This window comes from Scytonema sp. NUACC21 (assembly GCF_054684315.1).
Window position 1 is genome coordinate 32,261 of sequence record NZ_BAAFZH010000098.1, and the last position, 14,945, is coordinate 47,205.

The window sequence follows — 14,945 nt, forward strand, 5'->3', positions numbered from 1 at the left end:
TGACTATCAAAATAGTGTGAACTAATTGTCAAGATGCGATGAACCTTTTTTTGTATTTATATTAACTGCATTTGAAGCAATTGCGTTTAGGTTTGAAGCCATAGACATGAGAATTTTTTGCGAACTAGCGTCCGGGCAATCTTCACCAGGACTGCGTTGAATGTAACTGCCATCTTGTTGTAGTTCCCAAGCTTGACGGTTATCTGCTAGCATAATCCCTAAAATTTCTTGCAAATCTTTAGCTATATCTGGATCTAAAATTGGAGTAATGACTTCTACACGGCGATCCAGGTTACGAGGCATCCAGTCAGCACTACCAATGTAAATTTCCTCTTGTCCGTTATTGTAGAAATAATACATACGGGAGTGCTCTAAAAAGCGACCAACAATACTGATAACGCGAATATTCTCACTAATATCTTTCAATCCAGGGCGCAAACAACATATGCCTCTAATAATCAAGTCGATTTGTACGCCAGCACGAGAAGCTTGGTACAAAGTCGCAATAATCTCCGGATCGACAAGGGAGTTCATCTTAGCAACAATGCGTCCGCTGAGACCATTTTGAACATTTTCCATTTCCCGATGAATCAGAGAAATAAAGCGATCGCGCATATTCACAGGCGCGACCAAAAGCAGTCGGTAGGATTTTTGCCGGGAGTAACCTGTCAAGTAATTGAAAACATCTGTAACATCTGCTCCCAAATCGTCATTACAACTAAATAATCCCAAATCGGTGTACAGTCGTGCTGTTTTTGGATTGTAGTTGCCAGTTCCAATATGAACGTAGCGACGAATGCGATCGTGTTCGCGGCGCACTACCATGACAGTTTTGCAATGAGTTTTGAGACCTACCAAACCATAAACAACATGAACGCCAACACTTTCCAGTCGCTTTGCCCAATAAATGTTATTTTCTTCATCAAACCGCGCCTTGAGTTCTACCAATACAGACACCTGCTTGCCATTTTCAGCAGCTGCAATCAAAGCATTGACTATTGGCGAGTCAAAAGATGTCCGGTATAGAGTCATCTTGATGGCTAACACATTTGGGTCATGGGCTGCTGTGGTAATAAAGCGCACAACGGATGCTGAAAAAGATTGATAGGGATGGTGTACTAGCAAATCCTTTTCTTGAATAACTGTAAAAAAGTCTTTTCCTTCCTCTAGCTCCCGTATATTTGGATTAATACTTGGTTCTTTAATCCTTTGCAAGCGGGGAGGGACTACAGATTGCCAAGGTTGGTCTTTGAGTTCTGGAACTGGTAGTGACATAAAGTGCATCAAATCCTTCAACCCCATAAGACCGTTTACTTCATAAACATCATTCTCCGTTAATTCCAAATCCTCTAGCAAACGTTTTCTGACCGATTCAGGAGTCTGAGAATGTATTTCCAGTCGTAAAGGAGAACCACCAACACGTCGTTTTCGCAGTTCCTGTTCGACCGCCAACAGCAAATCATCAGCTTCATCTTCTTCCAATTCCAAATCCGCATCACGCGTGATGCGGAACATATGGTATTCCTGGATGTTCATCCCAGGGAATAGGGACTCTAAATTGTGGGCAATTGCCTGTTCCAAGGGTACACCAGTCCAAAAACTTGGTTTTTCGGAATTTTGAATTCCCAACTCTGAAGGTAAGGGCAAAAATCGCGGTAAAACTGTAGGAACCTTCACTCTGGCAAACAGTTCCTCTTCCGTTTCTGGATTTTTGACCATAACAGCCAAATTGAGGCTGAGATTGGAGATATAGGGGAAAGGATGGCTGGGATCGACAGCCAGGGGAGTGATGACAGGAAAAATTTGTTCTTCGTAGTATTTGTCTAAGTAACTTCTTTGTCTATCTGATAAATTTATATAATCTAAAATATGAACGCCGCGATCGGCCAATTGGGGACGCAAGCTTTTTTCAAAATGTTCGTGCTGTTGAGCAATCAGTGGACGTAAAGCCGCACTAATCTCATCAAGCTGTTGCTCTGGCGTGCGACCATCAAACGTGACAAAGTTGATTTTTGCTTCTACCTGTTCCTTGAGTGCCGCCACGCGCACCATAAAGAATTCATCTAGGTTAGAGCTAAATATTGCCAAAAACTTGAGGCGTTCTAAAAGGGGTGTGCGGGGGTCGCAGGCTTCGTGTAACACCCTTTTATTAAACTCCAACCAACTTAATTCACGGTTGAGATAATATTGAGGATCTGTGAGATTGACTTGATGGGCAGTCTTCTTAGATTTTGCCATTTTGAACCTAAAGCCAGGTAGTATAGGGCTTCTAACCCTAACTTGGGATATGGATATTACACAATAGTAAATGAAAAGGGGTTACTGCTTCTACCCAAAGGCAAAGAAAAAACAGGAGTGACTTTAAGGCAGACCTTTGTCATTCGACATCACTTATTTGTCAGCGTTATAGACATTTTTTATATTGCTTAACATAACTGCTTTTATTTCTGTCAACTTACTTAAAGGTGGATTAAGAGTAAGTTAATATTTGGTTGCTCAGAGTTTACCAGGTTTGATAGGAATTTCAATCAAAAACTCCGTACCCTTTCCTGGTTGGGATAGGCACTCTAATTTACCACCATGCTTCTCCACAACAATCTGATAACAAATTGATAATCCCAAACCAGTTCCCTTACCTACGGGTTTCGTTGTGAAGAAGGGATCGAACAACCGTGTCTTAACCTCTGAAGTCATCCCAAGTCCATTATCTTTAATAGCGATAGTCACACAAGAACTATTTTTAACTCGCGTACAAATAGTAATCTGACTGGGATATTGTTCAAGTCTTTGTGTTGACTGCGCTAGTTCTGAGTAACGTAAAGCATCAATTGCATTAGTGAGGATATTCATAAAGACTTGATTTAACTGTCCTGCATAACATTCAACTTCGGGTAAATCTCCATAGTCTTTGATGACTTCAATTTCAGGCTGTTCGGGTTTTCCCTGCAGATAATGCTGCAAAATTAATAAAGTACTATCAAGACCTTGATGAATATTAACAGGTTTCATCTCGGCTTCATCAAGACGAGAAAAATTGCGTAAAGTCAGTACAATTTCCCGAATGCGTTGCGCTCCCACTTTCATGGAATTAAGAGTTTTGGGTAGATCTTGTTGCAGGAAGTTTAAATCAATTTCTGTGGTGAAGTCGGTGATATCTGGAGTTGGATTGGGGTAAGTTTGGGAATAAAGTTGAACTAAAGCAAGTAAATCTTGAGCGTAGTTATCTATGTGAGCCAGGTTGCCATAGATAAAGTTAACAGGGTTATTAATCTCGTGGGCAACACCAGCCACAAGTTGACCGAGACTGGACATTTTTTCAGATTGAATTAACTGTGCTTGAGCACTTTGCAATTCTTTGAGAGTTTGTTCTAATTCAGTTGTTTGTTGTCTTAAGGTAGCTTCTGAATGACGCAAGGTCTCTTCAGAAAGCTTGCGTAAGTGAAGCTCGTTGTAGACATCACTAATATCCCGCAAAAACACAATGTATTCTTGGCTCTTTTGATTTTCTCTGTAAGAAATTGTAGTTTCAATAATGCGCTGGCTTGAATCTGGAAGTTGTAAAATCTGTTCGCTCTTGGTTTGCCAATTGCCAGGTAAATCATCTAAATTGCAAAAAAATTTGTTCAGATCCTGCCCCACGATCTGATGAATTCCGATTTTTAAAAGTTGTTGGGCAGCTGGGTTAGCTTGAGTAATGGTACCGTTTTCATCCAAGACCAAAACAGTATCGGGAACGGTATCGAGGGCAGTGATAAAGCGGCTTTCAGCAAGTTCACGAGCTTCAGCAATAGATGCTATTTGTGGTAATGTCGTCCAACAGGCAATTGCTACCGTAGCGAAAGCAACTATTGCAAGCAGGATAACCAATAAATTGGTACTAACCTCACCAGAGTTTCTGTTTAAGTAAGCACTCAGCATCCAACCGATGGTGGTAGCACCGCAAGTTAATAACAGCAGCACAATAACCTGAACGGCAATGAAATCCTTAAACTGGACGATAGGTTGGGCATTGTCATGTTCAATCCACCAGTTTGGATGGAGAGGCGCAAATCGAATGCGGCGGATAGCAGCATCTACAACCAAAATGAAAATAGGCAACAACAATCCGATGAGGAAATCTTGCCAACTCCAAGCCAAACCCCCAACTACCAGGACAACTGCTTCTACAATGAAAAACAACAGCGATAACCAAGGCCATCGGACTTCAGGTTTGCCCCTCCGCATCCACATTCCTAAATGAAATGCTGTTATGGACGCTAAGTAACCAGTGTTGGTTATCATCACAATTCTGGCAACATCTCCCCAAATCAAACATAGAACACTAAATAAAAAGGTAAATATCAACGCAGGAGTCAAGACACCTCGCTTTGAGACAAAAGCGAATACGGGGGATATATGCCTGTCTAAAGAAAGTTGGTACAAAATACGGGGAAGGACACAGACAGCAGTCGCGCAATTCAGAAGGCTGGAGAAAGCAATTAGCAACGTCACTAACATAGAAGCATATTCACCCCAAAATGGCTTGGATGCTGCTAAAAGGCTCAAGTACGTGCTATTACCTAGTTCCGGCTCTTTAGCTAACTGAGCTAGTACCAGAGTGCCACCGAGATAAACGGGAGGCATCAGCCAAGAAGCAATGGTCAAAAACCGCAAAGTTTCTTTTGGTCGTCGGCTATCAGCAACAAAAGAGGACGTTGTTTCACAGCCGTAGAGATTCCAAGTCCCAATGAAGTACCACTTTGCCCAGTCACTAAAGTTTAGAGAGATTGCATGGAACGTCTCTAAAGAAGGAGAAAGACCGGGGCTCTCATTCGAGAAAGCCAACCACCACAATCCGAGTGAGCAAAAAGCTAGCGTGAATGCACCCGCCGGAATGACCACAAACAAATGCAATATTGCTAAAGCACGGGTGCCACTAAAGGCAACCACAAAAGCAATGCAGGTGAAGCCAATTTTGAGTGCTAGTTCCGGACAGACAATAGCTAATGATGCAAGATTCTCTTTAATTAAGTCTGTAAGAACAACTGCAAGCACGGCTGGTCCTGCTGCCCAACCTACAAAATATCCAACTGCTATGTAACGACCTAATCCCGGATAATTCTTAAGTAACCTCGTTGCGTAGTTGGGCGTTCCTCCCGACATATCCTGCCAATGCTTGCCTAAGTGTTTCACTTGCAAATTCAGCAAAATGCCCACAATCATTCCAGGCAAACAGACAAAGACAGCATTTGTTCCCAGTGCCGCACACAAAGCTGGAGCTACAGTAATCCATCCAGTATGGGCAGTCACACCAAAGCCCCAAGTTTCAAGGACACTCAGGCTACGAGGGAGTGAGGATGAGAATTGTTTTTTCTTTGCACCCAAAATTGGCTGAAAATACATTAGAAATTATTTTATTTTGATAGCTAGATTATTGAAATAACCTATTTTTGTGTTTTTAAATAATCGTAAGAATACTGAAAATCTGACTCAAGCTTTAATTTCATATTTTTTTTAAGTAAATTTTCGCATTTTTAATGAAAGTCTTGCTTTGCAAAAGTCCCAAAAAATCTAATCATAAAAGTTTTATGTGTAATTATGTATCTTTACTTTAAACTTAAAAATTTTGCTCATTGAAATATAATTTATTAGTATTTTTACTAATAACTGAGATAGTTAAAATACTATTGGAACTACGGAATTTATCATTTATTTATTATTAAATCTGCAAGAAATACTTCAATTAGCAATAACTGATTGATAGTTTTTATTACAGTTAATCAGCTTTTAGCCTATGGTTTTCGATTGGGAGAGCGTGGTGCAAGATATGAGTAGACAAACATAACAACATAAAACGTAGAAACCCGGTTTTGTAAAAGTTACCGGGTTTCTGATAATAAATGTTCTCCTGTGGCGCGGGTTTCTAGAGAGCCACTAAATTATAGAATGGGCGAGGACGCCCGAACCACATTCAAAGGATAATTTATTTCTTGGACATCCCTTATTTCTTGAACATTGCTGACTTGAAAATTGCTGTAATCAACCAAAAGTTGAACCGTTCCAGCCCCACATTGTAGCCCTAGAATCAGTAAACTCTATATATATTCGATTTTGAGGGACGCCCAATGCTTTATTAATCTCCTGGCAGAAATCCTGGCTCATCTCTTTAGTTTGCTGCGGCAGCATTGTTCCAATACTCTTGATTTCTATATAACAAACGGGATCTGTAGTGCCACCAAAGGACATGGGAATTCCTGTTTCCAAAGCTGTCATCACATAGGATTCCGGTTTACCTGTGTGTTTAGCTAACTGAGCTGATAAATTTTTGAGCATTGCTTCAATTTCAGCTGTTGCGGGAGTAGATACAGAGGTTTGTACTTTAATGAGAGGCATAGCTTGATTTGGAATTAATAGTTCTATGTTGTTGAGTTTAGAGCTGCGACTGCCGAAACAAATGGCTGTGTTCTGGATGATATAAACGAGAACGCTTTGTTGCTTGTGAAAGTGCAGGACTGACAACATAAAGCGTGGTGCGTATTAGCTTTTCTTTATGAGTGGATTCTGCCATTTGATTAAGCGGCACAACCAAAATTCTCTCATCAAGCCATCCCAATCGAAAACAAATTGCCACTGGTATTTCTGGTGGGTAGTGTTCCAGTAATTTGGCTTGAGCTTCCTCAACATGACGCGCACTAAGATACAGGCATAAGCTAGCTTGATGAGCGGCTAGGGTTGCGAGTTCTTCTGTTGCTGGCACTTCTGTACGCCCGCTAATGCGCGTTAGTACGATCGTTTGGACTACACCGGGAACGGTCAGTTCTAGTTTAAGTTTGGCAGCAGCAGCTTGAAAGGCACTAATACCCGGTATGACTTCAAAGGGAATATTTGCTTCTGCCAAAAGGTGCATTTGCTCGTGGATAGCACTGTAGAGGCTGGGGTCTCCAGAATGAAGCCGTACCACAGATTTTTGCGATCGCACCCGTGATACCATAATTGGCAAAATATCTTCCAAAGTTTTATTTGCAGTCCGAACAATTTCAGCATCATCTCGACACAGCTGCAATATCTGTTGGGGTACCAAGGAATCAGCAAACAAAATCACATCGGCACAAGCAAGCAGCTTTTGTGCTTTAACCGTTAACAATTCTGGATCTCCGGGTCCGGCTCCTACAATGTACACTGCTGGATCTAGGGGCATAAGTTTTTTTTCATCGCTAAAAGGCTAGTAGAATCACGCATAAACAAGCACACAACAATTCTTCCCAAAAAAATCTTGGTATTCTTCCGTATCTTTCCGGATAGGTCTTCTTACTTTAGAAGAGTGTATTGGTAGATGCACCCTGGTTAAGCCCTAGAGAACACTCTGGGGCATTTTTTATTTTGAGTTAGCTGCATCCTGCACCCTCACTCCTGGCTCAGGGGGACAACATCTGGTAGAGGACGTTTAATGATGTAGAGCCAAGCTAACCCAGCCAAGCCAAAAATAATTCCGAGTAGACTGACAACTTGTGCTATCCGTAGTGGACCAAACATTAAACTGTCAGTCCGAAGACCTTCTATCCACAAGCGTCCCAAGCTGTAACCTGCCAAGTAAATTAAAGACAGCGTACCAATTTTTAAAGAAAGTTTGCCAGACACACCCCGAAAAAACAAGGTTATCAGTAAGGCAAACACCATGAGATCCCATAAAGATTCGTATAAAAACGTAGGATGGAAGTATTCAAATGCTGCTAGCTCCGGAGGACGGCGATCTGGGGGAATGTAGAGTTTCCAAGGTAAATTTGTGGGATTACCAAACGCTTCAGAGTTGAAGAAATTGCCCCAGCGTCCAATTGCCTGACCTAGAATTAGTGAAGGAGCTACCAGATCCGCCAATTGCCAAAAAGCAATCCGCTTAAGTTTAGCGAAAATTAATGCGGCAGTAACGCCACCAATAATTGCTCCATGAATCGCAATACCTCCCTGCCAAATGGCAATAATCCGTTCTGGATGTTGGGCATATTCCGACCACTCAAACAAAACGTAATATAACCGTGCTGCTGGAATAGCCCCGATCACCAACCAGATTGATAAATCGCTCAGCAGATCGGGATTGACATTGCGGCGCTTTGCAAGGTATTGAGAAAGGCTAACGCCAATCAAAACGGCTGAAGCAATCAGAAAACCATACCAACGGATGACCAATGGTCCTAATTTCACCAGAATCGGTCCTGGGGAAGTAAATTGAAATGCCAAAGGCAAAGTGCAAAAGTCTGGTATTATGCCAAAGTACATAAAAGACATGAGAAGAAAAGAGTGCATTGAAAAGCGTGTCTGTCGCAACCCGCAAAAGAGAAGTGTTTTTCGATTTTATATTTAATTTAAAATGCGGGCATCGGAAACCCCAGGAAACCTACAGGGTAGATTTTAAATCGCCTTGGGTTGATAGGGGAGTATAAGCAATTAAAAATTCAAAATTCAAAATAGGTCAGATATAATCACCTCATCAACTTTGAGGCATCTATCATCGTGATTGCCATCTATCCAGGAAGCTTCGACCCTATCACACTAGGACACCTTGACATTATCCAACGGGGTAGTCGTTTATTCGAGCGTGTTGTAGTGGCTGTTTTGCGGAACCCCAACAAAATGCCTTTGTTTACTGTCCAAAAACGTTTGGCACAAATTCGTCTGGCAACGCAACATTTAACTAATGTAGAAGCAGACGCTTTTGATGGTCTCACCGTCAAATATGCCCATATGCGGGAAGCACAAGTGCTTCTGCGGGGTCTGCGAGCAATTTCAGACTTTGAAGTAGAGCTTCAGATGGCTCATACTAATAAAACGCTTTCTCATGAAATAGAGACAGTTTTTCTAGCAACATCAAATGAGTATAGTTTTTTAAGTAGTAGTGTTGTAAAAGAGATTGCTAGGTTTGGTGGCTCTATAGATCATCTTGTTCCCCCGCACGTTGCCCTTGATATTTACCAATGTTACGCCCAAAACAACCAGGTATCGAATCAAATCAAAACGGAGCCAATCCCCTCTCGGCAGAATACCCCGATGGAATCTCCTACGACGGAGACGCTACGCGAACACCAGGCGTAGATCTTCAACAGGAACTTAACCGCCTTGAAGAAATGATTCTTTCAGGTTTCAATATTCCACTTACGCATCGCACGTTAGTGGATGAAGACAAGCTGCTAGACCAGCTTGATTTCATCAGGCTTTCTTTACCGGAAGCTTTCTCTGAAGCAGCAGAAGTTCTTCAGCAAAAGGAGGAAATTCTCTTACAAGCCGAAGAGTACGGACAACAAATTGTTGATGCAGCGCAAGCCAAAAGAGCACAAATTTTGGATGAAAGCGACATCCTTAGACAAGCAGAACGAGAAGCCGAACAACTGCGGCAACAAGTGCAACAAGACTGTGAGGCGATGATGCAAGAAACTCTTGAGGAAATCGATCGCAAGCGCCGTGCTTGTCAGCAAGAAATAGAGGAAATGCGCCAGCAAGCACTTGCAGAAGCCGAAGCAATTGAACAGGGTGCTGACGAATATGCTGATAATGTTTTAGAAAATATTGAGCAGCAGCTTCAAGATATGTTGCGGATAATCCGCAACGGACGCCAACAATTGTACTCAGACAACCCAAAAGGGCGCAATTCTCTACCTCCTAAAAAGAAATAGTTTGTGACGTCCACAAATAGCTGGTAGTAAGAAGAGCAGACAATGGCGATCCCCATTGCAGCTAACTTGGTCTTTTTGTGTTTCATCCACAAACCCAGTTCCCCCCTCACTTTGCCTCTTGGTCTTAGAAATTGGTGTTAGTAGATGCTTTTACCAAATTTGATGAATGATTTCTTTTTTACACCTATTTACGGTCAGGTGAATTTTGGTTTAAATACAGCTTTTTTTAACGGTTTGTTCTTATTTTTATTAGGAATAGCTTACTTAATTGCAACAATTATTATATTAATACGAAGACATAATAATATGAGTAGTTTATCCAAACTATTATATTTAGGACAAGCACTCATTGCTGTTGTTGCACTTCCATTAAGTGGGATAGTTTTAATTTTTCAAGGTTGGCGTTTAGATCCTATTCTCCAATTTCAGCAGTTTCTTTTAACTGTATCTATCATTTATCTGGGTATTAAATATGTTTTGGTAGATTTTATAGATAATCGATCGCCCTAAAAGTAGACGTAGCCCACCAACTGCTAATGGTGGGCAGTGCCCACCCTACTACTTACCAACTGCTAATGGTGGGCAGTGCCCACCCTACTACTTATCAACTACAAAAGCTGTTATGGGGCATAACCTACTTTAGAAAAATCGGTAATTTGAGAGCAGAAAGGGAGTAGTGGTAGTAGATATGACTTAAATGAGAACCGCTACAGTAAATACAGCAAACCGAAAAGGATAATCCAAATCACATCAACAAAGTGCCAGTAAATGTGCAAAGATTATTAGCTAGCGAAGCAGGAATTGAAACTGGTTATTTGCGAAGTGGAAGAATTAGCCAGACACAATGGGAACCTTTAAGTCGTGCTATTGGTTTGCTCTCAGACATGCCAATTTACATTGATGATACGCCCAACATCACAGTCACGGAAATGCGAAGTCAGGCACGGCGCATACAAGCAGAAATTGGTTCGGAACTGGGATTGATTATTATTGACTACTTGCAATTGATGGAAGGCGCAGGTGATAATCGCGTGCAAGAATTGTCAAGAATTACCCGCAGTATTAAAAGTTTAGCCCGTGAATTATCTGTTCCTGTGATTGCTTTATCTCAGTTGAGTCGAGGTGTGGAATCACGCACTAACAAGCGTCCAATGCTTTCTGATTTGAGAGAATCGGGTTGCTTAACAGGTGATAGCTTGGTAACGTTAGCAGATAACGGGGTACAAATACCAATTCGGGAATTGGTAGGTAAATCGGGTTTCCGAATTTGGGCACTGAATGAAGAAACAATGCAATTAGAAAAAGCAGTTGTTAGCAATGCTTTTTCTACAGGTGTTAAGCATATCATGCGGCTTGTAACCCGTTTAGGACGCACAATTCGAGCTACTGGGAATCACAAGTTTCTCACAATTCACGGTTGGCAGCAACTTGACGAAATGCAAATAGGCGATCGCATTGCTTTACCCCGGTGCTTACCTAGTTCTTCTGTACAATCTATAAGCAATTCTAAAATTGCCTTACTCGGACATCTGATTGGAGATGGGTGTACTCTTCCCCGACACGTAATTCAATATACTACAAGAGAAGAAGATTTAGCTGATACTGTTGCATCTGTTGCAATTGAAGCTTTTGGCAAGCAGATTATACCTCGCATTGCAGAATACATTGAAGTACGTTCTGCTAACACTAATAGAGACGTAATACCTCGTGATATATGGAAACTATATGCTGTTCCATCAATGCAGCAGTATGGTATTACTATACGCCAAATGCAATCTTCACTTGGTGTTGCTCATTGTGGCACAGCTCTTTATAAACAAAATTTGAGCCGAGAAAGAGCAGAGAGATTAGCTGGAGTTGTCAAATCTGAAAAATTAAACCGCTTAGCTAATAGCGATGTTTACTGGGATGAAATTGTCTCAATAGAAGCTGATGGTGAAGAAGAGGTCTATGATTTAACAGTTCCTCAATTTCATAATTTCATCGCAAATAACATTATTGTCCACAATTCTATTGAGCAGGACGCGGACTTAGTCATAATGCTGTACAGAGATGAATACTATAACACTGATAGTCCCGATCGCGGAATTGCTGAAGCGATTATTGCCAAACACCGTAACGGACCAACAGGGGTTGTTAAACTCTTATTCGATCCACAGTTAACTAAGTTTAAAAATTTAGCTAGACCAGGGGGGTATTAATAATTTGGTTAGTGGTTAGTGGTTAGTGGTTGGTAGTGGGTGGTTAGTAATTAGTGGTTAGCGGTTGCTACTAACTACTATCTACTAACCACCAACCCTTATCGAATATCCAACAATTCCACATCAAAAATGAGGGTAGCGTTGGGTGGAATAACGCCACCAGCACCACGAGCACCATATCCCAAGTTTGCGGGTATGGTTAACTGACGGCGACCGCCGACTTTCATAGTGCTGAGACCTTCGTCCCAGCCTTTGATGACTTGTCCGACACCAAGTTTAAAACTAAAGGGCTGGTTGCGATCGCGTGAACTATCGAACTTCTTACCATTTTCTAAAGTGCCCGTATAGTGAACGACAACAGTTTGCCCGGTTTTAGGAGTCGCCCCAGTTCCCTCCTTGATTTCGACATACTTTAATCCAGAGGGCGTAGTGACGACGTTAGCATCAGGCTTGGCTTTGTTAGCATCAGACATGGCTTTGCTCGCAATTAAGGTATTGTTTTCAGTGACGACTTGAGTGGATGCGGTTGTGATTTCACTCAATTGGGCAGCAGTAGCGGTAGTTTGTTTGTCACCGCCTATTTGCGCCAGAATCAAAACGACAACACAAAACAGCATGAAACCCACGCTGAGTAAAATTGCTTTCAAAATATTCCTCCCTACTTAGGAAGTTCGATTGTAAGATGACCACTATGACAAAACTTAGTTTAGAACACAAAGCGCACCACTAACGCCAAAGCTTATTTTCCAAATCGCGGACTTGACGCTCCAAGCGGTCTATTCTACCCCGCAATTCATCCATTTCTGACTGGCGGGGAACCCCCAAATCCTGTAACATATTTCGCAGTTGCCGTTGCATCTGGGCATCCCAGTTTCCCTGTTCCGATTTTAACTGCTGTACCATATCATCCATAACTGCCTTCGCTTGTTCGGGATCGAGCTTGCCATCTTTCACAAGGCGATCGCTTGCTTCCCTAACTTTATCAGCTACCAAGGATGTTGTACCGAGACCCAACATTAATAACTGCTGCATCCAGTTGTTATTGTCCATAATGCCTTTCTATCAATTGTTTCAAAGGAAAAAACCCTTTTTCATAAATCTATGCTATAGACCTATGCCACGAAGGTTAATTAATATAGATTACAGCTCTATTCTGACAAACAAATACGGGGATAAACAGTGTGGTTATCGAGCTACTGAAGGTGAAAGTTCCGCCCGCACAACGGGAAAAATTTATCCAGAAAGATGCAGAAATTTGGACAACCGCCCTTGCGAAGTATCCGGGGTTCCTTGGAAAAGAAGTGTGGATCAACCCAAATGATGCTGCAGAAGTTGTTTTAATCATTCATTGGGCAACGCGGGAGCAGTGGAAAGCCATACCCCAAGAGGATTTAGATGCAATTGAACAAAAGTTTACTCAAGCCCTGGGATTTCCACAACAGATTGTCGAGTCAGAAGAGTATCAAGTGAGGAAGTTTCCGCAAAAGTGAGTTATGCCCCCAGATGAATAACAGATGTAGACAAAAGTACTGAATAACTTGCTTACGGTAAAAGGTTATTTTTAGTACGATATGCTTGCTCTGGATGAGTAGGTTTGTCTGGGTATTGCAATTCCAGTTGACCAGTTTTTACCATAGTGCTGAGATAATTAACTCGGAGTGTGGTTGCAGAGCGACCTAACAACTTCTCAAGTTGCTTATGTGTTAAAAAACTGTCTTGACAAAGTTGACGGATTGTTTGTTCCATAAGCTCACTTGACACTTTTCCCTTGTTCCATTAGCATGGCAGATAACAGGTTTAAATTCTCAGGTGTATCATCTATTACTAGGATATCTGATTTATAAGTATTTATTGGTTGATTTTACATTTCAAACTGCGTATTAATACATAAGATTCATTGTAACTTTACTTGATTGTGAAGTTTCATCGGTGAATTGGCGATCGCCTCCCCTAGTTCTCCCCGATTATTCCCTAATCTAAGAAACATCGAACTGAGGCTATCCCATGATTCACCACTTTTCAATCTCTGTTAAAAATCCTTACCGCGTTGCACAAGTTTTTGCAGAAATCTTAAAAGGGCAAGTTCTTAACTTTTTTCCCCACCCAGGCAGTTACATTGTTGTTTCTTTCGATGAAAACGGTACAGCAATTGAGTTGTATCCTTTAGGTACTCAGCTAGTCCCCGGTGTAGCGGAAGGCGAATGTACTTTCGTACAGACCGCGATCGCTTCTCACTATATAGATATGCACGCCGCGCTGTCTGTTTCCCTTTCTCAGGAAGAAATAGAACAAATTGGGCAGCGTGAAGGTTGGCGCGTTGTACGCTGTAACCGCGACTCTTTATTTGATGTTATGGAGTTGTGGATAGAAAACAGATTGATGATAGAACTGCTGACAAAGGAAATGGCATCTCAATACTTATCCGTATTTACACAAATGTCAAAAGACTTTGAAGCACTTTTAGTAGATTTTACCCCAGTCAGTGTTGAATAAACCTCACTCACTTTTCATTTTCACGTTCTTAGCAGAAAGTTGCAAATATTTGGCAGTGAGGTAAATTCTATGCGACCCGCAACAATTAAACTCTTACTCACTATTGTCAGCTTTACACTCCTCGGGTCTAGCTTCATACCTACTATGCAACTAGAAGTTAAGCACCGAACTCTCCATATGTCAGGTAACGACGTTGCTGCTAAGTCGGTCAAAGATACAGCAGCAACTCAAGAGTTTGGTTTTGCCTTATCAAGCAACACTATCAGAAAAAGTTTGAGAACAACGAGGTTTTCTTCCCGAACCTGAACCGCACCTACGCACAGGTATGGAGAGGTTTCCATCATTTGGAATTCCACAACGGCGCGAACCGGGATAAGAAATAATTCGTCCTTTGTCCTTAGTCAACAAGAGACCACAAGAGAGCACAAGAGACTACAAGAGACTACAAGAGGAAGTTGGATATTTTTTTATTTGGAAGTTCCTTAGTTAAATTTAATGTATAAAATAACATACGTGTAGAGACGCGCCATGGCGCGTCTCTACATTGTGTTCTGGAGAGGTCTTGGTTTTATCTTTAAATTAAAATTTAATCCAGAAAATACTTCTT

14 protein-coding genes and 1 pseudogene are annotated in these 14,945 nt (G+C 41.5%); 7 read left to right on the forward strand and 8 right to left on the reverse strand.

Annotation, left to right across the window (positions count from 1 at the left end; genetic code table 11):
- Positions 1-21: 21 nt before the first annotated feature.
- The 5 genes from ppk1 to lgt all read right to left on the reverse strand — a co-directional run bounded on the left by ppk1 (position 22) and on the right by lgt (position 8,280).
- Positions 22-2,238: a polyphosphate kinase 1 gene (gene ppk1 / locus ACYRY3_RS29870; protein ID WP_460205305.1), complete on the reverse strand. Its 2,217-nt coding sequence runs from the start codon at positions 2,236-2,238 to the stop codon at positions 22-24.
- Between the two features lie 258 nt (positions 2,239-2,496).
- Positions 2,497-5,382 (reverse strand): ATP-binding protein, encoded by a 2,886-nt coding sequence (locus ACYRY3_RS29875; RefSeq protein ID WP_460205306.1) that lies wholly within the window; start codon positions 5,380-5,382, stop codon positions 2,497-2,499.
- A 636-nt stretch (positions 5,383-6,018) separates the two neighbouring features.
- Entirely contained in the window at positions 6,019-6,372 is a 354-nt protein-coding gene (locus ACYRY3_RS29880; RefSeq protein ID WP_460205307.1) for a phenylpyruvate tautomerase MIF-related protein, read from the reverse strand.
- Positions 6,373-6,409: 37 nt separating this feature from the next.
- Positions 6,410-7,177, reverse strand: coding sequence for a precorrin-4 C(11)-methyltransferase (gene cobM / locus ACYRY3_RS29885; RefSeq protein WP_460205308.1), 768 nt, complete (start codon positions 7,175-7,177; stop codon positions 6,410-6,412).
- A gap of 206 nt (positions 7,178-7,383) precedes the next feature.
- Positions 7,384-8,280, reverse strand: coding sequence for a prolipoprotein diacylglyceryl transferase (gene lgt / locus ACYRY3_RS29890; protein ID WP_460205309.1), 897 nt, complete (start codon positions 8,278-8,280; stop codon positions 7,384-7,386).
- Between the two features lie 207 nt (positions 8,281-8,487).
- Between lgt and coaD the strand changes: the two genes are divergently transcribed.
- The 4 genes and pseudogenes from coaD to ACYRY3_RS29910 all read left to right on the forward strand — a co-directional run.
- A complete protein-coding gene (coaD, locus tag ACYRY3_RS29895) occupies positions 8,488-9,066 on the forward strand; it encodes a pantetheine-phosphate adenylyltransferase (protein WP_460205310.1) in 579 nt (192 codons plus the stop codon).
- Positions 8,949-9,644, forward strand: coding sequence for a DivIVA domain-containing protein (locus ACYRY3_RS29900; RefSeq protein WP_460205311.1), 696 nt, complete (start codon positions 8,949-8,951; stop codon positions 9,642-9,644). Before coaD ends, ACYRY3_RS29900 begins: the two co-directional genes overlap by 118 nt.
- Positions 9,645-9,788: 144 nt before the next feature.
- Complete coding sequence (locus ACYRY3_RS29905; RefSeq protein WP_460205312.1) at positions 9,789-10,154, forward strand: Ycf66 family protein; 366 nt, start codon at positions 9,789-9,791, stop codon at positions 10,152-10,154.
- Positions 10,155-10,414: 260 nt separating this feature from the next.
- Positions 10,415-11,845 (forward strand): annotated as a pseudogene (locus ACYRY3_RS29910) (DnaB-like helicase C-terminal domain-containing protein); the annotation flags it as partial.
- Between the two features lie 98 nt (positions 11,846-11,943).
- Here the strand turns inward: ACYRY3_RS29910 and ACYRY3_RS29915 are convergent.
- Entirely contained in the window at positions 11,944-12,492 is a 549-nt protein-coding gene (locus ACYRY3_RS29915) for an FKBP-type peptidyl-prolyl cis-trans isomerase (protein ID WP_460205313.1), read from the reverse strand.
- 79 nt (positions 12,493-12,571) lie between these two features.
- Positions 12,572-12,895 carry a phasin family protein gene (locus tag ACYRY3_RS29920; protein WP_460205314.1) on the reverse strand — a complete coding sequence of 108 codons (324 nt, stop codon included), beginning with the start codon at positions 12,893-12,895 and terminating at the stop codon, positions 12,572-12,574.
- A gap of 131 nt (positions 12,896-13,026) precedes the next feature.
- On the opposite strand from ACYRY3_RS29920, the gene ACYRY3_RS29925 reads away from it, so the two are divergent.
- Positions 13,027-13,335, forward strand: coding sequence for a TIGR03792 family protein (locus ACYRY3_RS29925; RefSeq protein ID WP_460205315.1), 309 nt, complete (start codon positions 13,027-13,029; stop codon positions 13,333-13,335).
- 52 nt (positions 13,336-13,387) lie between these two features.
- Here ACYRY3_RS29925 and ACYRY3_RS29930 read toward each other — a convergent pair whose 3' ends face one another.
- A complete protein-coding gene (locus ACYRY3_RS29930; protein WP_460205316.1) occupies positions 13,388-13,591 on the reverse strand; it encodes a Fic family protein in 204 nt (67 codons plus the stop codon).
- 258 nt (positions 13,592-13,849) lie between these two features.
- On the opposite strand from ACYRY3_RS29930, the gene ACYRY3_RS29935 reads away from it, so the two are divergent.
- Complete coding sequence (locus tag ACYRY3_RS29935; RefSeq protein WP_460205317.1) at positions 13,850-14,338, forward strand: hypothetical protein; 489 nt, start codon at positions 13,850-13,852, stop codon at positions 14,336-14,338.
- A 69-nt stretch (positions 14,339-14,407) separates the two neighbouring features.
- The gene (locus tag ACYRY3_RS29940; RefSeq protein ID WP_460205318.1) at positions 14,408-14,644 is read left to right on the forward strand and encodes a hypothetical protein; all 237 of its coding nucleotides are present in this window, start codon (positions 14,408-14,410) and stop codon (positions 14,642-14,644) included.
- Positions 14,645-14,945 lie beyond the last annotated feature (301 nt).